The sequence below is a fragment of the Halomarina ordinaria genome (assembly GCF_030553305.1).
Taxonomy (GTDB): Archaea; Halobacteriota; Halobacteria; order Halobacteriales; family Haloarculaceae; genus Halomarina; species Halomarina ordinaria.
On sequence record NZ_JARRAH010000001.1, the window covers coordinates 1,177,702 to 1,196,154 of the forward strand.

An 18,453-nucleotide genomic window follows, 5' to 3' on the forward strand; every position below is an offset into this window, starting at 1 on the left:
CCGTCCGGTAAACGCGACGTTACGTCGTTCGGTCGCCGAAACGCGTCGTTCCAGTCGTGGGATGGACGCGGCGAACTATACGATGACAGCTCGATTACACGCCCACTCATGTGCGGGATAGCGGGATTCACCTGGTCGGAGCCAGCCCTCCTGGAGGAGATGACGGCGGTCATCGAGTGTCGGGGACCGGACAGCGACGGCTCGTACGTCGACGACGACGTCTCGCTCGGCCACACCCGACTCGCCATCCTCGACCTCTCGGCGGCGGGCCACCAGCCGATGGCGAGCGACGACGGGGAGTACGTCCTGTTGTACAATGGCGAGGTCTACAACCACGAGGCGCTCCGCGAGGAACTCGGGGCGGCGGGCTATCGCTTCCACTCGGGGACGGACACGGAGACGGTGCTCACGGCCTACGTCGAGTGGGGCGCCGACTGCGTCGAACGCTTCAACGGGATGTTCGCGTTCGTCGTCTACGACACGCGTCGCGAACGGCTGTTCTTCGCCCGCGACCACGTCGGCATCAAGCCCCTGTACTACTACCACGACGGGGACCGCTTCGTCTTCGCGTCGACCATCCCGGCCATCCTGGAACACGACGTCGAGACGGCCCCCAACCCGGCGGCGATACGGGACTTCCTCCTCTACAACGTCACCGACCACACGCGCGAGACGTTCTTCGAGAACGTCTACCGGTTCCCGAGCGGCCACCACGGGACCTACGACCTGCGGACGAACGAACTCTCGCTGACCGAGTGGTGGGACCTCGAGTTCTCGGGGGACTTCGCGGGGAGCTACGAGGCGGCCACCGACCGGGTCCGGTCGTTGCTCGAGCGGAGCGTCGAGCGTCGCCTCATGAGCGACGTCCCCGTGGGGACCTGCCTCAGCGGCGGTATCGACTCGTCGGCCATCGCGTGCCTGCTCGACCGCCTCGGCGCGCGGGACGTCGAGACGTTCTCGGCCGTGTTCTCCGGGTTCGAGAAGGACGAGTCGTCGTACATCCGGACGGTGTGCGAGGAGACGGGCCTCGCGAACCACGCCGTCGAACCGGACGGGACGGACCTCGCCGCGACCATCGTCGGGTTCGTCGAGAGCCTCGGCGAACCGATACCCACGCCGAGTCCGTTCGCGCAGTCGCGGGTGTTCTCGCTGGCGAACGACGAGGGGGTCACGGTGCTGCTCGACGGCCAGGGCGGGGACGAACTGTTCGCCGGCTACCACACGTTCTACGGGAACTACCTCTACGGTCTCCTGCGGCGAGGCGCGTTTCGCGAGGCCACGAGCGAACTCGCGGGACTGGTCCGGGGAGGCGAGAGCCGCCTCGGTCTCCTGTCGTTCGGCCTCCTGCTCGCGCCGGACGCCGTCGTCGACCGGTACTTCCGGACCCGGTCGAACATCGCGCCGGCGCTGTACGACGCCCCCGACGCCCGGACGGGCTACATGGACGAGTTCACCTCCCTGCACACGCTCCACGACGCCCTCGAGTTCTACCTCGGCCGACGGCTCGAACACCTGTTGCTCTACGAGGACCGCAACTCGATGGCCGTCTCACGGGAGGCGCGCGTCCCGTTCCTCGACCCGGAGTTCATGCGGTTCGTCGCCAGCCTCCCCGAGGGGTACATCATCTCCGACGGGACGACGAAGACCGTCCTCCGAGACGCCATCGAGGGGGTGGTCCCGGCGCGTGTCCTCGCCCGACGCGACAAGATCGGGTACGCGACGCCCGAACACCGGTGGCTCCGGGACGTCGCCATCGAGACGCTACTGTACGACTGGTTCTGTTTCGCCGAACCGCGCTGCGCCCCGTACGTCGACGTCGAGCGTACCAGGCGATTCGTGTCGGAACACTACGCGGGCGACCGCGACCACAGTTCGGCCCTCTGGAAGAGCCTCTTCCTCGAGGCGTGGATGCGCGCGTTCTGGTCGGACGACGCGGACACCCGGTGACCGGACGCGACATCGGGACTGCCATCGCGCAGGTCACCGGTCACGTCCCGTCCGCGGTGTGACTCACGGCCTCACACGCTCGAACGACGGAGTATCGACCGAACGAGTGATTTCCCCACGAGGTAGATACGCGACCTGCTGACAATCCCTGGTACAGGAACGGATATCGTGTATAAATGATTGAGGATTAATTCGCCGGTACGGTCTGTTAGATATATCGTTATATAACTAATGCCAGACCTCCGCAACCGGCGCTGGCAATGCATGACATTGATACGACACGATTTGGTGGTGTGGGAGGAACCCTCGCCCGTGATTGTGCGCTCGTGGCACAGCTCCACGAGCCGTGGTGGTACTGTTGCAGCGAGTGGTGGGACGGAGCGGTGCGCCGAACGCGAAACGGGTGGGTGTCGTGACCCGGTGTCCTCCCACGCCGGTCCGGGCCGGCGTCGTCGGCGTCGGGAGTATCGGTCAACACCACGCGCGTAACTACGCGAACCTCTCGGGTGCAGAACTGGTCGGCGTCGTCGACACCGACGTCGACCGGGCGGCCGGGGTCGCAGAGGAGTACGGGACCACCGCGTGCTCCCTCGACGAACTGTTCGCCTCGGTCGACGCCGTCTCCGTGGCGGTCCCGACTACCCATCACCATCAGGTCGCCTCGACCGCCATCGACCGCGGCGTACACGTCCTGGTCGAGAAACCCCTCGCGAGTTCCCGAGAGGAGTGTCTCGACCTCATCGCCCGTGCTCGCGCGAACGGCGTCACGCTCCAGGTCGGGCACGTCGAGCGGTTCAACCCGGCGGTCGAGGCGCTCGGGGACATCGTCGCCGACCTCGACCTCATCGCCGTCGAGGCGCACCGACTCGGACCGCCGCTCAGTCGAGAGATGGACGACACCGCGGTCCTCGACCTGATGATACACGACATCGACGTCGTGCTCTCCCTGGTCGACGAACCGGTCGTCTCGGTCGACGCACGGGGCGTCCTCGACAACCAGCACGTCACGGCCACGCTGTCCTTCGAGAACGGAGTCATCGCGACGCTCACCGCGAGTCGCGTGACCCAGCAGAAGGTCCGACAGCTCTCGGTGACGGCGGCCGACTGCCGCGTCAACACCGATTACACCGACCAGAGCGTGATGATACACCGCCAGTCCGTCCCGGAGTACGTCGAGAACTGGGACTCCATCAGCTACCGGAGCCAGAGCGTCATCGAACTCCCGACCATCGAGACGGGCGAACCGCTCGAGCGGGAACTCGTCTCGTTCCTCGACAGCGTCCGCTCCGGCGACCCGCCCGTCGTCACCGGCGAGGACGGCTACCGGGCGTTCGAACTGGCGATGGAGATCGACCGTATCGCTCGCGGCGACGAACAGCTCCAGTCGCAGGTCCCATGACTGGACGACCAGATGGTCCGTCGTCGGTCGCGCGCGAGGAGACGGCACTCGACGTGTCGCTGGCGCGCGCGCTGGAGGCGGGCGACGTGACGGTCGCGGTGTACGGCCTCGGCAAGATGGGCCTGCCGCTCGCGACCGTCTTCGCCGAGCGAGTCGGCGACGTCGTCGGCGTGGACGTCGACGCCGAGCGGGTCCGAGTCATCAACGCCGGCGAGTGCCCGCTCGACCGCGAACCGGGGGTGCCTGCGCTGCTCGCTGAACAGGTCGAGCGAGGACGGTTCGTGGCGACGACGGACGGCGAGCGCGCGAGCGCCGACGCGTCGGTCCACGTCCTCATCGTCCCGACGCTGCTCACGGCCGAGCGGACGCCGGACCTCTCGATACTCCTCGACGTCCTCGAGACCATCGCACCGGGAATCGACCCGGGCGACCTGCTCTGCGTCGAGTGTACCGTCCCGCCAGGGACGTGCCGGGACGTGGTCGTCCCGACCGTCGCGTTCGCCGGCAGCGTCGACCCCGGGGCGTTCGGCGTCGCGTCCTGTCCCGAGCGGACGGCCAGCGGCCGCGCGCTCCGGGACATCCGGGGGGCGTACCCGAAGGTCGTCGGCGGGGTCGACGCGGCGAGCACGCGGGCGGCCGTCGCCCTCTACGGACGAATCACTGACAACGAGGTACTTCGCGTCCGCGACGCGACGACGGCGGAGTCGGTCAAACTGTTCGAGGGACTCTACCGCGACGTCAACATCGCGCTCGCGAACGAACTCGCGCGCCTCACCGACGACCTTGCCATCGACGTCCGGGAGGCCGTCGACGCGGCGAACACCCAACCGCTCTGTGACATCCTCGACCCCGGCCCGGGCGTCGGAGGCCACTGTATCCCCTGGTATCCGTACTTCGTCATGAACAGCGTCGAGCGGGAGACGCCGTTGCTCCGGACGGCCCGCGCGGTCAACGACGCCATGCCCGCCTACACCGTCGAGACGCTCGCCGAGCAGTTGCGTCGCCGGGGCGAGACGCTGGCGGGCGCGACGGTCGCCGTCTTCGGCGTGACGTATCGGCCAGGGGTACACGAGACGCGCGCGACGCCCGCACTCCCGGTCGTCTCGCTGCTTCGCGAGGGCGGCGCGTCGGTGCTCGTCGTCGACCCGCTGGTCGACGACTTCGAGGCGTTCGACGCCCGCCCGGTGGCGCTCGATGCGGTCGCGGACGCCGACGTCGACGCCGCCATACTGCTGACGGCCCACGAGGAGTTCGACGACCTCGACTGGGGCGCGTTCGGCGAGTGCGTCGTCGTCGACGGTCGCGACGCCATCCGGGGAGAGACGGGCGGCGCCCACGTCTACACGCTCGGTCGAGGGGTGCGGCGAGACGGGAAAGCGACTCCCGACAGCCGGCACACGGGAGGCGAGCCATGAGGGCGACGCTCGGCGCGGACGCGCACGTCGACGAGGGGGTCCGCCTCGGGACCGGGGACGGCGAGCCGCCGCGCATCGGCGACCGCGCCCGCCTCCGGAGCGGGACGGTCGTCTACGACGACGTCCGGGTCGGCGACGACTTCGCGACCGGCCACAACGTCCTCGTACGCGAAGGGACGACGGTCGGCGACGACGTCCTCTTCGGGACGAACACGGTCGTCGACGGCCGGAGCGAGGTCGGGTCGCGGGTGAGCCTCCAGACGAGGGTGTACGTCCCCTCGGAGACCGTCATCGGCGACGGCGTGTTCGTCGGTCCGGGGGCCGTCCTCACGAACGACCCCTACCTACTCAGGCGGGACGTCGAGTTGCGCGGCCCGCGACTCGAGGACGACGTCTCAGTCGGCGCGAACGCCACCGTCCTCCCCGGCGTAACGCTCGGGACGGGGTCGTTCGTCGCCGCCGGTGCCGTGGTCACCGGGGACGTCCCGCCCGAGTCGCTCGCGGTCGGGGCGCCCGCCGAGTGTTCCGCGCTCCCCGAGCGACTGCGGGGACGAAACCGGCTCTGACCATGGGGCGAGTACCCATCGCGGAGCCGCAAATCGGCCGCGAGGAACGCGAGCGCGTCGCCGCCGTCCTCGAGAGCGGGATGCTCGCCGACGGACCGGCTGTGCGGGCGTTCGAGCGGGAGTTCGCGGCGTTCTGTGACGCCGCCCACGGCGTCGCGACGTCCAACGGGACGACGGCGCTCCACGCGGCGCTCAGGGCGCTCGACGTCGGCGAGGGGAGCCGCGTGCTCACGACTCCGTTCAGTTTCGTCGCGACGGCCAACGCGGCGCGGCTCGTCGGGGCCCGCGTCGGGTTCGTCGACATCGACCCGGAGACGTACACCATCGACCCGGAGGCGCTGGAGGCGTGCCTCCGGGCCGGCGAGGAGGTGACGGCGGTCGTCGCGGTCCACCTCTACGGGTTGCCGGCGGAGATGCCCCGACTCCTGGAACTCGCGGAACGGTACGACTTCGCGCTGGTCGAGGACGCCGCACAGGCCCACGGCGCGACGGTCGACGGCGACCCGGTCGGCGCGCTCGGCGACGTGGGGTGCTTCTCGTTCTACCCGACGAAGAACATGACCACCGGTGAGGGCGGGATGATAACGACCGACCGCGACGACGTCGCCGAACGGGCCGCCGCGTTCGTCGACCACGGCCGAACGAGCGGCTACGAGCACGCGACGGTCGGGCACAACTTCCGGATGACGAGCATCGCCGCCGCCATCGGCCGCGTCCAGCTCGAACGGCTCCCCGGCTACACCGAGGCCCGACGACGCAACGCCGCCGTCCTCACGGAGGCGCTGGCGGGCGGACCCCTCGACACCCCCACGGTTCCGGCGGGGCGGGGCCACGTCTTTCACCAGTACACCGTCCGCTGCGACGACCGCGACGCCCTCGCCCGGTTCCTCGACGACCGGGACATCGACGCGCGGGTCTACTACCCCATCCCGATCCACCACCAGCGGCCCTATCGGCACGTGGCGGCGTCGGTCCCCCACGCCGACCGAGCCGCGGAGACGGTCCTCTCGCTCCCCGTCCACCCGGGCGTCTCGACGGACACGGCGACGAGAATCGCGGCGACCGTCCGCGCGTTCGTCGACGCCGGGTGACGGACTTTCACGGTTCCGAGATGGTGTACTTAATCTGATAATATCGTATAACTCGACAATACTTAGGACGGTTCGTCGGTTATCCGCCCTCATGTCCGCGGGGAACAGTCTGGTCGAGTACGTACGACGGGCGACGGTCGGCGTTCCCCTCGACATCGCGGGTGGCGTCGGGTACGCGCTGGTCTGTTTCGGCGCCGTGAGCGTGTTCGGCGGGGCGGGATCACCGGTCCTCCTCGCGGCGGTCCTGCCGCTGTTGCTGTTCGTCCCGGGGTACATGGTGGTCGCCGCGCTCTTCCCCTGGCGGGACGGGTTGGCCGACGACGGCCCGTCGTCGGACCTCCCGCTTGGTCACCGGCTGTTCTACTCGTTCACGGCGAGTCTCGTCGTCGCCCCCCTGTTCGTCAACGTCCTCGTCTACGCGACCGGCGGCCTCGACCGGGACGTCCTCAACGCGGGCCTGCTGGTACTCGTCGTCTGTACGGCGGGCGTCGCGGCGTGGCGAAACCGGGACCGACGCGCCCCGCGTCGCCTCCCGCTCGTCGGCCGGTGGCGAAACCGGGAGGAGTCGTCGCTCGCGCCCGGAACCCGCGCCGAGACGGCGGCCACCGTGTTCATGGGCGTCTGTGTCGTCCTCGCGGCCGCCAGCGTCCCCGCCATGCTCCAGTTCGCCCCCGACGGTGGCGGGCACAGCGAGTACTACCTCGGGACGCGAGGGGCGGGCGGGGAACTCGTCGCCGAGGGCTATCCGAGCGAGATAACGCCCGCGGACGGCGAGCGCCTCCTCGTCGCCGTCGAGAACCACGGCGAGGAACCGCGGACGTACACCGTCCTCACGCGACTCCAGGAGGTCCGGACGGACGGCGACTCGACGAGGGTCGTCGACGAGTGTTCGATGGACGTGACGGGAGTGACGGTGCCCGCCGCCGACCAACGGGTTATCTCACAGGAACTCGACCCGTGTGCCTCGGGCGAGGGGCTCCGGGTGGCGTTCCTCTTCTACGAGAACGAGCGGTCGGCGGACGCGCCGGCTTCGGAGGCCGACGAGCGACTCCACGTCTGGGTGGACGCGACCCGGGCGCCGTGAGCGTGAAAGCCGAGATTTCGGCACGTGCCGCCGACCTGTATTTCGTGTCGTGTGGCGGTGAAACGTGGTTTGTCGTCGTTAACGGTCCGAGGGCGACGTATTACTTTCTTCGTGTCGCGGATAGCGGCCTGTCGCTGCCGGCGGGGACCCGTCGACGGGAACGAGGCAGGTACGGATGGACGACACCGACAGACTGCAAACGTTAGTGAGGAAGGGGTATCGAGAGCCGGGGAAGGTGCCGGGGTACCTCCTCGGACGGCTCTTCCCGGGGTCACGGTGGGGCCCGGGGTGGGTGCGCGAGGACGGCTACATCACGTTCCGGGAGGACTCGCTCACCGGTGGGTCACCCTCCCGTCCCGAGTTCAGCGCTCGCGTCTACCACGAGGCGACGCAGATAGAGCGACTGCTCGACGGCCGCGAGTACGACCGTGCGCTCGAAATCGGCTGCGGGTACGGCCGCCTCGTCGGTTGGGTCGCCAGTCACGCGGACGAGGCGGCCGCCATCGAACCGAACGCAGAGGCACTCGCCGCGGCCCGGCGGGCCTACCCGGAGGTCGACTTCGAGGTGGCGCTCGCCGACGACATCCCCTACCCCGACGACCACTTCGACCTCGTAGTGGCCTGGGCCGTCCTCGGCCACATCCCGCCGGGGACGATAGAGCGAGCAGCACGCGAGATACGCCGTGTCCTCCGAGACGACGGGACGCTGTTGCTCTGCGAGCGGACCTCCGGCGACTCGGCGTCGGGCGTCTGGGTGCGGTCGAGGGGGGACTACGAGGCGCTGTTCGACCCCTTTGCGGTGGTCGCCGCGGAGGAGCGCGCCGCCGAACCGTCCTTCGAGTACGCCCGGTACATGGAGACGATGCGTCTCGACGCGCCGCGCAGCTAACGGACCCGCCTCTCGGCGCCGTCGCGTCCGACGCCCGGCGGCCGCCCCGCCAGCGGACAGGGTAGCCGCCCCGGCGCGCGATAAAGTGACACATTACTAACCCCACGCTCGCGCAACCCGGTTGCCGATGCAGTCACGAGCGATTCCTCCCGACAGCGACGTCGTCTACGTCGGAAACACGGAGACGACCGCGACGGTGCTGCGGTCGCTCCTCGAACGCGACGTACCGATAGCGGAGGTGGTGACGCTCGACCCCGAACGCGCCGAGCGCTTCGACGTCTCCAGTTACGAGGACCCGACGCCGGTCGCGGCCGCCCACGACATCCCGGTGTACTACCCCGAAGCGTTCGGGATGGACACGGCGGCCGACCGGACGCACTTCGGCGAGCTCGCCCCGGACCTCGTGCTCGTGCCGGGGTGGCAGCGGCTCCTCCCCGCCGAGGTCCTGGCGTCGGCCGAGCACGGAGCGCTCGGGGCGCACGGGAGCGCCTTCGGCCTCCCGAGAGGGCGGGGACGCTCGCCGCTGAACTGGTCGCTCGTCGAGGGGCTCGACCGGTTCGTCCTCTCGGTGTTCCGCCTCGACGACGGCCCCGACTCGGGCGCCGTCGTCGCCAGCCGGACCTTCGACGTCATCGACCACGACACCATCAGGACGCTCTACTACAAGGTCGCCATGTCCCTCCGGGAACTGTACCTCGACGCGCTCGGTCCCGTCCTCCGCGGCGAGGCCGAGTACGAGGAGCAGACGGGAGAGGCGACGTACTACCCCAAGCGCACCCCCGACGACGGCGCTATCCACTGGGGAGACACCACTCGCGACGTCCACAACCTCGTCCGTGCGGTGGGGCGGCCCTACCCGGGCGCGTTCACCGAACAGGACGGCCGGCGGGTCGACGTCTGGCGCGCCCAGCCGTTCTCGTCGCTCTTCGCCGTCGACGACCCGCCGGGGCGAATCGTCCAGACGTTCGAGGCGACCGGCGACTTCGTCGTGTCCACCGTCGACGGCAGCCTCCTCGTCACCGACTGGGAGGCCGACGGGTGGGTCCCCGAGGAGGGGGCGACGTTCGACTCGCCCGGCGACCACCGGCGGGTCGACCGGCCGGAACACAGACACAACCTGACGGGGACGGGGGGCGACCGTGAGTGACGCGACCGACGGCCTGGCGTTCACGATGGAGGCGTACGCGGACCTCGTCACGTCGCTCCTCGACGACGGCTACCGGTTCACCGACTACGCGAACGCGGCCGAACGCACCGTCGTCATGCGCCACGACGTGGACCTCTCGGTCGAGCGCGCCCTCGCGATGGCCCGCCTGGAGGCCGACCTCGGCGTCACCTCGACGTACTTCTTCCTCGTGACGGCGCCGGTCTACAACCTCGTGCACCCGGAGACGCGCGCCGCCGTCGAGGAGATAGCCGCCCTCGGCTGCGACGTCGGATTGCACTTCGACACGCACCACTACTGGGACGACCGACCAGCCGAGGCGGAACTCGTCGAGCGGGTTCGCGCCGAGACCGAGAGCCTCGAACGCGTCGTCGGGACGTCCGTCGAAACCGTGTCGTTCCACGTCCCTCCCGAGTGGGTGCTGAACCGCGCGTTCGACTCGTTCGTCAACGCCTACGCCCCCCGGTACTTCGAGGAGCCGACCTACGTCTCCGACTCGAACCAGAAGTGGCGCGCCGGTCCGCCGTTCCCCGACGGCGTCCCCGAGCGCGTCCAGATACTCGTCCACCCCGGCCTCTGGCACGAGGACGACCGCCCGCTCGCGGAGGTCCTGCGGACCGTCGAGGAGCGGACCCACGACGGGGTCGCGCGCTTCATGGCGCCGCTCGGCGAGTGAGTCCGCGAGTACGACGCACGGACACTCTCGCGAGCGAGAGGACACAACCGCTATGCCGTGACGTGTCGTTTCAGGGCCATGAAACGGCGGACGCTCCTGTCGACGCTCGGCTCGGTCCCGGCGCTGGCGTGGTTGACGCTCGCGAGCGACGACGTCCCGATGACGGGCTTCAACCGACTCCGGGTGGGCGCGCCGCTCTCCGGCATCACGCCGAACTACTACGGCGCGTTGAACGTGCGCTCGCCGGACCCGGGCATCGCCATCCAGACCGCGGCGGAGTCGACGTACGCGGGCATCTTCTGGTACAACAAATTAGGTGAACGGATGGTGCAACTCGTCACGGACGAACCGGACCAGGAGCTCTCGATGTACGTGAAGGCCGACGCGAAGGGCAGCGGCAACACCCAGCCGAAGAAGGCGCTCGACGTCCAGTTCGGGACGGCCGACGCCTTCGTCGCCTGGAAGAACTTCGAGTCGTTCCAGTTGACCGGCCAGAGCACCCCCGGCCGCGACGGGAGCATCTCGCTCCAGCTCCACGCGGGCAACGAGGACGCCTACACGCAGCTCAGTTTCTTCGACTCGACGGACACCCGCCAGTGGTCGCTCGAGGCCGACACGGGCGACGACGGCGTGTTACACCTCTGGGACCACGTCGCCGACGACGTGACCGTCGCCTTCGCCCCCGACGGCGGGGGTATCGATGTCTCCGGGACCCCCGTCCTCGGGTTGCGCGAGATAACCGACCCGTCACCGGGCGACCTGCGCTCCCAGGAGTGGGCGTGGGACGCGACGGACGACCGCTGGCTGTACCGCGACAGCGGCGGGACCGTCCACTACTTCACGCCGGACGGCACGCTGTGAGGGCGGGACGAACGGCTCCGTCCTCGCGCTCACGGTCAGCGCGAGGAGATGACCTCCCGGACCGGGGGCGGAAGGAGGGACAGGAAGAGGGCGATGTCCTCGCCGTCGACCGCCCGCGTCTTGACGGCGACGATGGCGTGGACCACCGTCCCGACGAGCCCCGCGGTGAGGACTGTCGGGAGGGTCGGCGGGCCCGCCGTCACCACGCCGAAGACGGCGAGCGCCGTCGCGAACACCGTCGTCGCGACGCGCGGGAACCGGAAGTCGGCCGCCGGGTCGACGCCGGACTTTCGACTGCTCCAGACGTGCAGACCGAGCATCGACCCGTAACTGACGCTCGTCGCCACGGCTGCGCCGTACATCCCGTAGCGGGGGATGAGCGCGAGGTTGAGCGCGAGGTTCAGCACCGCCGCCACCGCCGTCGCGCCGACGAGCACGCGCAGGTGGCCGGTTCCCTGGACGACGCCGATGAGCGGCCGGGCGATGGCGAACCCGAGCGCGCCGGGGAGGAGCAACAGCGCTGGGCCGACCGCCGGCGCGTACGCGGCGCCGAAGTAGAGGGGGACGAGCACGTGCGCGGACGCGCCGACGACGAGTATCATGAGGCTCGTGAGGAGCGTGACGTACCGCGTCATCCGCGCCGTCAGGCGCTCGATGCGGCGGTGTTCCCCGCGGGAGGACATCCCCGAGGAGGAGTGGACGAGGAGGTTCTCCATCGCGATGGGAACGATCCAGAGGAATTCGGCGACGAGCAGCGCCGCCTTGTAGTAACCGGTCTCCAGGCTGCCGACGGTCGGGCGCAACAGGAGGACGTCGACGTGGATGAGCGTGTTGGCGAGCAGTAGATAGACGGCGGTCACCGTGTTGAACGAGAGGACCTCCCGACGGGGGAAGGAGGTCGGCGCGAGGGTGAGCGCGCTCCGGAGCGGGAGTTCCCGCGAGATGAACCACAGGGCGGCGACCAGCACGAGGGAGTAGGTGATGGTCTGACTCAACAGGACGCCGACCACCCCCCACCCCCACTCCAGGAAGACGACCGCGAGGACGCCGAACAGGAACTTCTCGACGCTCGTGAGGGGTTCAGAGAGGTGTTCGTAGCCGAGGCCCATCAGCGTGCTCCGACCGACGGTGAAGAACTGCTGGACGACGACGATGCCCCCGAGCAGGTAGAGGTAGGGGACGAACCGCGCGGAGAGCACCGAGACGACCAGTCCGCTCTCGACGGCGAGGACGACGGCGAGGACGACGGCGACGCTGGCGAGCACGGTGACGCGGACGTAGAAGCCGAAGACCGTCGCCTCCCACTCGACGGCCTCGCGGTCCTCCGAGACGAACTTCCGGACGCCGTCGAACAGGCTGTCGACGAACACGAGCGTCACCGCCGACAGCGAGAGCAGGAACGCGTAGTCGCCGTACTCGGCGCCCAGGTACCGGACGAGCAGGGGCGTGATGGCGATGTGGAGGCCGATGGTCGCGACCCGGGCGCCGAGGATGGAGACGAAGCCGCGAGCCAGCGAGGTGGCCATCGGTCACGTCTCCCCGCACCCGGTCGGCGGGTACCGGCGCTCGCGACTCGTCTCGTGCCCGCGCGCTCGACCGAGCGCTTCGTCCGCCGGGAAGGGGACGACAGGGTTCACTCCCGGTTCTCGGCGCGTCCGCTCGCCGCGTACGCCTCCACGTCGTCGGTCGCGTACACCTTGTTCCGGTCGGCGAGGTCCTCCCACACCGGCGACTCCCGGTCGACGTACGTGAGGTAGGCGTCGTAGGAGGGCGTCTCGACGAATTCGGTCGTCGGGAACAACTGGATGGCCCCGCGGTCCCGGAGTTCGCCGTCGCGGACGACGACGAGGTTCGACTCGCCGCCGAAGAACACCCGGCCTGCCTCGGGGTCCACCTCCAGGATGTGGCAGGTCTCCGTGTGTGGCGAGTAGGTGAGGTACCGACAGGAGATGTAGTCGGCCATCACCAGTCCGGGCGTGACGTCGACGAGCGTCTCGAGGCCGTCCTGTTCCGACTCCGAGAGATAGAAGGTGTAGAACTGGCGTTCGACGACCGGGTTGTCGGAGGCGACGAAGTCGTTCGAGACGGCCGTGAAACTCATCGAGAGGACGAGCAGCAGGACGAACCCCCGCATCACGTGACGTGACGACGGCCAGCGGAACCGGCTCCGGGTGAGCCAGACGAGGCCCGCGCCGGCCGCGACTGATATCAGCGGGTAGGTGTACTGGCCGAACCGGAAGACGTTGAAGTTCTCCGAGACGCTCTGGAGGAACAAGAGCGGCCCGGGGAAGGAGAGGGTGCTCAGTAGGGCCGCCGCCACGACGGTGACGACGCCGGCGGGTGGGACGTCCCGTTTCGAGACGCAGACGACGAGGGCGTAGCCGACGAACAGGACGAGAAACGAGAACTGGACGTAGTTCGCCACCTCGCCGAGGGGGGAGGCGAGTATCCCCGAGTTCGTGACACCGGTCGTCCCGCCGGAGGCGCCCGTGCTCCGGACGTTCTCGACGACGTGTTCGACGATGTAGGGTGCCCACCCGACCCAGTAGACGACCTGGACGGCGAGGAGTATCCCGACGTCGGAGAGCCTGACGAGGGACGCATCGGCCGTCCCGGGAACGAGGCGCTGGGCCCCGTAGAACACGCCGACGATGACGAACAGGAACGGCACGGTGACCGGGTGGTAGACGACGATGCCGAGCGCGAACAGACCGAACAGCGCGCGGAACGCCCGTCCCCGAGAGAGCATCGCGAGGAACAGCCCGATACCGAGAAACGACGTGACGCTGCGTGGGATGGCCTCCGTCGCGTACTGGAGGACGAACGTGTTGAGCGGCGTCAGCCACGCGGCGGTCAGCGCGATGCGCCGCGAGTCGAACAGGCGCATCGCGAGCAGGTAGACGCCGACGGCGACGGCGCCGAACACGAGACCGGAGGTCAGAAAGAGGTAGTAGCGGGGGGCCCAGCCGACGCCCGAGAGGAGGTCCTCGCTGGCGCCGAGGAGGTGCCAGAGCGGGAAAGCCCGGTAGTCGTCGAACGTGGTCGTGACCTCCCCGGAGGCCAACAGCACCTCGGTGTACCAGGCGTGGGGGAAGACGTCCGTCCGGGCGAAGTAGTAGTTGTACTTGAACGCGACTCCCCAGACGAGGCTCAGCGTGAGGAGTACCGTCTGGAGCAGGACCGCGACCGTTCGCTCGGCGCTCTCGGCCGACGGTATCTGGGCGAAGACCAGCGTCGAGGCGACGGCGACGACCCCGTAGTACGCGAACGGCCTGACCGGGGCGACGCCGAGAAGGAGTATCGAGACGCCCAGACAGAGGAAGTACGCGCCGACGAGCAGGCGGAACCGCGTCGTGTCGAGGCGCTCGACCGCGCTGGCGTCGACTCGCGACCAGTAGAGGGCGGCGACGGCGACGAGCGGGACCGCGATGTAGACGCCGAGCAGTGAGAGCGCGCCCAGGCCCACCACGTAGGGGACGGTGACGCCGACGACGGCGAGGACCACGAAGAGGAGGCTCAGTACCGTCCCGGCCCGGCGGTGACCCAGCACCCCGACGGCGTTCATCGGTCACCGGCCGACCCGGACTGGTGGCGCCCCGTCATTCTCGAATCCGGCGTTCGAGGTGTTCGTTCTCGGCCCTGTCCGACCGCGCCCCCAGGGCCGTCGCCAGGACGCCGACGGCGAGGAGGGCGGTCCCCCGGATGCTCGCCCGCCCGTCGGACCGGCCGGCGAGCGAGGCCCCCAGCGCGACGACGAACGAGACGACGGCGGCGACCAGCGCGAGCGCTCCCGCCGCGTAGTAGGCCACGAGCGGGTCGAACGTGCGCCGGACGTACTTCGTCTCCAGTCGCCAGCGGAAGCCCCGGAGGAGCATCCGCGAGACGTTCCAGATGTACGCCGGGTACCGGATGTGGCTCACCTCGTCGCCGTAGACGGCCGGGATGGGGACGTCCGCGACGTGCATCTCGGCGACGTTCAGGCGGATCAGCAGGTCGTTGCAGTAGCCGTAGTACTCGTACATCCCGTCGATGTCGGCGCGTTCGAGCGCGCGACGGGAGATGGCCGTGTAGCCGTTCTGCGGGTCCGTCGTGTGCCAGTAGCCGCTGGCGAACTTCGTGAGGGCGCTCAGAACGGTGTTCCCGAAGAACCGCCAGCGGGACATCCCGGCCCGGTAGTCGCGCGAGACCAAGCGGTTCCCCTTGGCGTAGTCGGCGCGTCCCTCGACGATGGGGTCGAGCAGCGACGGCAGTCGGTCGGGGTCCATCTGCCCGTCGGCCCCGAAGACGGCGGCGATATCGAGACCGTCGGCGAGCGCGTAACGGTAGCCGGTCTTGATGGCGCCACCCACGCCTCGGTTACGGTGGTGGCGGATGGCGACGACGTGCGTCCCGTGCTCGGTCGTCGACGAACTGGGCGACCCCATCCCGTCGGACTGGACGGCCTCCCCACGACCGTCGTCGACGACGGCCGTCGCGTACTCCCGTATCTCTTCCCACGTCCCGTCGGTCGACCCGTCGTCGACGACGTACACCCGGTCGACGAACGTCGGGAGCGTCCGGATGACGTCGCCCACGAATCCCTCCTCGTTGTACGCCGGTATCACCACCCCGATACGGTTCTCTCGGTACATCTCGTGTCACCGCATAACGAGTTCCCCGCTATGGTAAGTGTATCTCAATTGATGTGAAACGGTGAGTGACTCGCCTCGGGAACGGTCAGGGTTTCGAGTCATCGGTGCCGACGGGAACGGGACCGCCACTCCCGGTCGGGACGCGCGGCACAGGGGCGAGCCTCGTTTGCGGTCCGTGCGTTCGAGACCCGCGACCGGGTCGAGGAGTCGCCGAGTCGGCGCGAGGGCGAGCGGGACCGGTCCGATGTCGACGGAGCCTCGACCGGCCGTCTCGGCGGGCGCCAGCACCCGGTCGTCTTCCGACGGGACGTCCAGTGACTGCCTGACGAGTGCGCGGACGTATTCGCACTAGAGACTGTCGTGGTCGTGTGTACGAGTGGCCGTCAGACCGTGTGAGGAAGGGAAACGTTCAATAGCGATAGCATGTCCTATGATACCGTGTCACTATTCGACGTGCTCGGGAGCAAGCCGCGGTTGCGCATCATCCAAGAACTCTCCTCGGAGCCGCGGTACGTGACCGAACTGGCCGAACGAGTCGGGATGGACGGCAAGAGCGCCGTCCACCACCTCGACGTACTGGAGGAGTCGGGCATCGTCGAGAGCTACCACGTCAGTCGCCGGAAGTACTACCGGCTCCAGCGGACGGTCGAACTGCGGGCGTCACCCCCGCCGGAACGGTCGTTCTGCCTCCACACCGACGCCATCGAACACGCCGCGAGCGACGACACCCCCGCGGACTGACGGACACGCCCACCGACGTCCGCCGCGCGTCGCCCTCGAGGACGCCCCGTCGACCCGGTCCCGGATGCGAACGACATCCGTGTCATCTACTGACAGTGGTTATTAGTGTCGACGTCGTACGCCGGGCCATGCCGGAACTGCCCAACGACAGGTCGAACCAGCAGCGCGTCGTGACCGACGGGTACTTCGAGCGGGAGGTCCGCCTCTCGCGGGAGCTGACCGCCACGTTCCTCCGGGAACTCGCCGCTCAGGTCGAAGACGGAAACGAACTCACCGTCTCCGGCGACGACTGGGAGATACCGTTCCGGTTCGACGAACCCATCGAGGTCGAGGTGGAGTTCATCGGCGAGCGAAAGCGCGAGCTGGAGATCGAACTGGAGTTCGAGTGGGCCGGGGAGGAGAGCGAACTCAGCGTCGAGTGAGCGCGGCCGCGTCGGTTTCCATACGCCCCCGACGCGACGGGCTGTCGGTCCCCGGGAGCGTCTCAGCCGTCGGCCTCCAGTCGGAGCGCGACCGCGAGTCGTTCCCACTCGTCGACGGTCTGCCAGCCCCACCCGCGCTCGCCCGTCGCCCGTTCGCGGGCGTGTTCGATACGCCAGCGCTCGTTCGCCACGTCGTCACCGCTCCGGTCGGCTACCCGACGGGCCGTCCGTTCGGGTCGCTGTTGCGCGAGCGTCGCCCCCTCGACCGTTCCCGTCAGGAACCGGCGTATCGTCCCGGGGGCGTCGCGGAGCCGCTCGGTGGTCGTCACGAGCGCCGGCCCCGGCACCGGGAAGTGGTCCGCCACCGACAGCGAGGCGACGTCGTGACCGGCGGTCGCCAGTTCGTGGACATCGATGGGCATCCCGGTGGCGACGGCCGCGTCACCCGCGCCGAGCGCCGCCTGCTCCTCGCCGGAGACCTCGACCGTCTCGACGTCGTCGGCCACGCGCGACTGCGCGAGGAACAGCCGCGCCAGCCGTCCCACCTCCGAGTCCGGGGGGACCGCGAGCCGTCGCCCACGCAACTGTTCGACGCTCGTGAACGGTTCGCCCAGCCGTTCCGTCGTCGTGTAGAGGACCGCCATCGACCGCTGGTGGAGCAGCGCGAGGGGGACGAGCGACCCGTCGGCACCCCGACAGACGCTCGCCGCCCCGACGACGGCCACGTCCGCGCGGCCGGCACGGAGTTCCGCCATCGCGGCGCCCGACCCGCGGGCCGCGTCGAGGGTGACCGCGACGTCGTGTGCCTCGTAGCAGCCGAAGTCGGCGGCCGCGATGAGCGGTGCGTGCAGGCCGTTCGGGACCCAGTTCAGCGCCACTCTGACGGTCGCCGGGTCGGCGTCCCCCGACGCGGCCGTCTCGGCGTCGTCGAGCCACCCGGGCGGGAGCGTCGCCCCGAAGTGGGTCGCCACCGCCTCGGCGCGTTCGAGGAGTCGGCGGCCGTGGCCGTCGCGGACCCGGGCCGCGAGCGAGTCGCGGTCGCCCGCCGCCCGCCACCCCTTCGGCGGCCGACCGCGCGTGTCGCTGGCGACGGTCGTGCTCGTCGCGAGCCCACCCGACTCCAGCGTCGAGAGCGCCTCGACGGTCGTCCCCCGGCCCAGCCCGGTCCCGACGCGAACCGCGAGTCGGGTCGCCTCGTCCGGGTCGACCTCGTCGCTCTCACGGCGTTCCACGAGGTACGCGAGCACCCGGGCCGCGTCGCCGTCGAGCCCGGCGCGGAACTCCTCGTACCGGGCGTCGTCCGGCAGGACCGGATACGCGCGCCAGTGCATACCCGAGGGTTCGCCGGTGTGCTAATAAATGACACGGCGGCGAAGGGTGCGCTCACCGCTCGACCGTGTGCGGACGGGCTGGAGGACACGTGGGAGGTGTCGATGGCACCCGGCCCGCGGAGAGCGGGTCGCCGAGAGCGGGTCGTCGCCGGCCCGAGGCGCCGTCAAAAAACGCCCGAACAGATAGACGTTCAACACCGCCCTGACACAGACGAACAGAGATGGTATCGACAGG

The 18,453-nt window shown here is 69.4% G+C and carries 16 protein-coding genes; 12 read left to right on the forward strand and 4 right to left on the reverse strand.

Annotated elements, in window-relative coordinates; genetic code table 11:
- Nucleotides 1-108 precede the first annotated feature (108 nt).
- From asnB to P1Y20_RS06430, 10 genes are all read left to right on the forward strand, one after another.
- Entirely contained in the window at nucleotides 109-1,947 is a 1,839-nt protein-coding gene (asnB, locus tag P1Y20_RS06385; RefSeq protein ID WP_304447828.1) for an asparagine synthase (glutamine-hydrolyzing), read from the forward strand.
- Between the two features lie 412 nt (nucleotides 1,948-2,359).
- Nucleotides 2,360-3,346, forward strand: coding sequence for a Gfo/Idh/MocA family protein (locus tag P1Y20_RS06390; RefSeq protein WP_304447829.1), 987 nt, complete (start codon nucleotides 2,360-2,362; stop codon nucleotides 3,344-3,346).
- The gene (locus P1Y20_RS06395; RefSeq protein ID WP_304447830.1) at nucleotides 3,343-4,761 is read left to right on the forward strand and encodes a nucleotide sugar dehydrogenase; all 1,419 of its coding nucleotides are present in this window, start codon (nucleotides 3,343-3,345) and stop codon (nucleotides 4,759-4,761) included. Before P1Y20_RS06390 ends, P1Y20_RS06395 begins: the two co-directional genes overlap by 4 nt.
- Nucleotides 4,758-5,327, forward strand: a complete 570-nt coding sequence (locus P1Y20_RS06400; protein WP_304447831.1) for an acyltransferase — start codon at nucleotides 4,758-4,760, stop codon at nucleotides 5,325-5,327. The genes P1Y20_RS06395 and P1Y20_RS06400 overlap by 4 nt, the downstream gene beginning before the upstream one ends.
- 2 nt (nucleotides 5,328-5,329) lie before the next feature.
- The gene (locus tag P1Y20_RS06405; protein ID WP_304447832.1) at nucleotides 5,330-6,418 is read left to right on the forward strand and encodes a DegT/DnrJ/EryC1/StrS family aminotransferase; all 1,089 of its coding nucleotides are present in this window, start codon (nucleotides 5,330-5,332) and stop codon (nucleotides 6,416-6,418) included.
- Nucleotides 6,419-6,509: 91 nt separating this feature from the next.
- The gene (locus P1Y20_RS06410; RefSeq protein ID WP_304447833.1) at nucleotides 6,510-7,502 is read left to right on the forward strand and encodes a DUF1616 domain-containing protein; all 993 of its coding nucleotides are present in this window, start codon (nucleotides 6,510-6,512) and stop codon (nucleotides 7,500-7,502) included.
- A 175-nt stretch (nucleotides 7,503-7,677) separates the two neighbouring features.
- Nucleotides 7,678-8,391 (forward strand): class I SAM-dependent methyltransferase, encoded by a 714-nt coding sequence (locus P1Y20_RS06415; RefSeq protein WP_304447834.1) that lies wholly within the window; start codon nucleotides 7,678-7,680, stop codon nucleotides 8,389-8,391.
- Nucleotides 8,392-8,518: 127 nt separating this feature from the next.
- Nucleotides 8,519-9,538 carry a methionyl-tRNA formyltransferase gene (locus tag P1Y20_RS06420; RefSeq protein WP_304447835.1) on the forward strand — a complete coding sequence of 340 codons (1,020 nt, stop codon included), beginning with the start codon at nucleotides 8,519-8,521 and terminating at the stop codon, nucleotides 9,536-9,538.
- Nucleotides 9,531-10,232, forward strand: a complete 702-nt coding sequence (locus tag P1Y20_RS06425; RefSeq protein ID WP_304447836.1) for a polysaccharide deacetylase family protein — start codon at nucleotides 9,531-9,533, stop codon at nucleotides 10,230-10,232. Before P1Y20_RS06420 ends, P1Y20_RS06425 begins: the two co-directional genes overlap by 8 nt.
- Nucleotides 10,233-10,310: 78 nt before the next feature.
- A complete protein-coding gene (locus tag P1Y20_RS06430; protein WP_304447837.1) occupies nucleotides 10,311-11,093 on the forward strand; it encodes a hypothetical protein in 783 nt (260 codons plus the stop codon).
- Nucleotides 11,094-11,128: 35 nt separating this feature from the next.
- Here P1Y20_RS06430 and P1Y20_RS06435 read toward each other — a convergent pair whose 3' ends face one another.
- From P1Y20_RS06435 to P1Y20_RS06445, 3 genes are all read right to left on the reverse strand, one after another.
- Complete coding sequence (locus tag P1Y20_RS06435; RefSeq protein ID WP_304447838.1) at nucleotides 11,129-12,619, reverse strand: MATE family efflux transporter; 1,491 nt, start codon at nucleotides 12,617-12,619, stop codon at nucleotides 11,129-11,131.
- A gap of 107 nt (nucleotides 12,620-12,726) precedes the next feature.
- Nucleotides 12,727-14,658 carry a hypothetical protein gene (locus P1Y20_RS06440; protein ID WP_304447839.1) on the reverse strand — a complete coding sequence of 644 codons (1,932 nt, stop codon included), beginning with the start codon at nucleotides 14,656-14,658 and terminating at the stop codon, nucleotides 12,727-12,729.
- Between the two features lie 34 nt (nucleotides 14,659-14,692).
- On the reverse strand, nucleotides 14,693-15,724 hold the full coding sequence (locus tag P1Y20_RS06445; protein ID WP_304447840.1) for a glycosyltransferase family 2 protein: 1,032 nt from the start codon (nucleotides 15,722-15,724) through the stop codon (nucleotides 14,693-14,695).
- Nucleotides 15,725-16,162: 438 nt separating this feature from the next.
- Between P1Y20_RS06445 and P1Y20_RS06450 the strand changes: the two genes are divergently transcribed.
- Both P1Y20_RS06450 and P1Y20_RS06455 read left to right on the forward strand, forming a co-directional pair.
- Nucleotides 16,163-16,465, forward strand: coding sequence for an ArsR/SmtB family transcription factor (locus tag P1Y20_RS06450; protein ID WP_304447841.1), 303 nt, complete (start codon nucleotides 16,163-16,165; stop codon nucleotides 16,463-16,465).
- A 128-nt stretch (nucleotides 16,466-16,593) separates the two neighbouring features.
- Nucleotides 16,594-16,887, forward strand: coding sequence for an amphi-Trp domain-containing protein (locus tag P1Y20_RS06455; protein ID WP_304447842.1), 294 nt, complete (start codon nucleotides 16,594-16,596; stop codon nucleotides 16,885-16,887).
- Nucleotides 16,888-16,949: 62 nt separating this feature from the next.
- Here the strand turns inward: P1Y20_RS06455 and P1Y20_RS06460 are convergent, their stop codons facing one another.
- Entirely contained in the window at nucleotides 16,950-18,218 is a 1,269-nt protein-coding gene (locus P1Y20_RS06460; protein WP_304447843.1) for an ABC transporter substrate-binding protein, read from the reverse strand.
- Nucleotides 18,219-18,453 lie beyond the last annotated feature (235 nt).

Coding starts and splice junctions, on each gene's coding strand:
- asnB (WP_304447828.1), top strand. CDS start 109: ATGTGCGGGATAGCGGGATTCACCTGGTCGGAGCCAGCCCTCCTGGAG.
- P1Y20_RS06395 (WP_304447830.1), top strand. CDS start 3,343: ATGACTGGACGACCAGATGGTCCGTCGTCGGTCGCGCGCGAGGAGACG.
- P1Y20_RS06400 (WP_304447831.1), top strand. CDS start 4,758: ATGAGGGCGACGCTCGGCGCGGACGCGCACGTCGACGAGGGGGTCCGC.
- P1Y20_RS06405 (WP_304447832.1), top strand. CDS start 5,330: ATGGGGCGAGTACCCATCGCGGAGCCGCAAATCGGCCGCGAGGAACGC.
- P1Y20_RS06410 (WP_304447833.1), top strand. CDS start 6,510: ATGTCCGCGGGGAACAGTCTGGTCGAGTACGTACGACGGGCGACGGTC.
- P1Y20_RS06415 (WP_304447834.1), top strand. CDS start 7,678: ATGGACGACACCGACAGACTGCAAACGTTAGTGAGGAAGGGGTATCGA.
- P1Y20_RS06420 (WP_304447835.1), top strand. CDS start 8,519: ATGCAGTCACGAGCGATTCCTCCCGACAGCGACGTCGTCTACGTCGGA.
- P1Y20_RS06430 (WP_304447837.1), top strand. CDS start 10,311: ATGAAACGGCGGACGCTCCTGTCGACGCTCGGCTCGGTCCCGGCGCTG.
- P1Y20_RS06435 (WP_304447838.1), bottom strand. CDS start 12,619: ATGGCCACCTCGCTGGCTCGCGGCTTCGTCTCCATCCTCGGCGCCCGG.
- P1Y20_RS06440 (WP_304447839.1), bottom strand. CDS start 14,658: ATGAACGCCGTCGGGGTGCTGGGTCACCGCCGGGCCGGGACGGTACTG.
- P1Y20_RS06445 (WP_304447840.1), bottom strand. CDS start 15,724: ATGTACCGAGAGAACCGTATCGGGGTGGTGATACCGGCGTACAACGAG.
- P1Y20_RS06455 (WP_304447842.1), top strand. CDS start 16,594: ATGCCGGAACTGCCCAACGACAGGTCGAACCAGCAGCGCGTCGTGACC.
- P1Y20_RS06460 (WP_304447843.1), bottom strand. CDS start 18,218: ATGCACTGGCGCGCGTATCCGGTCCTGCCGGACGACGCCCGGTACGAG.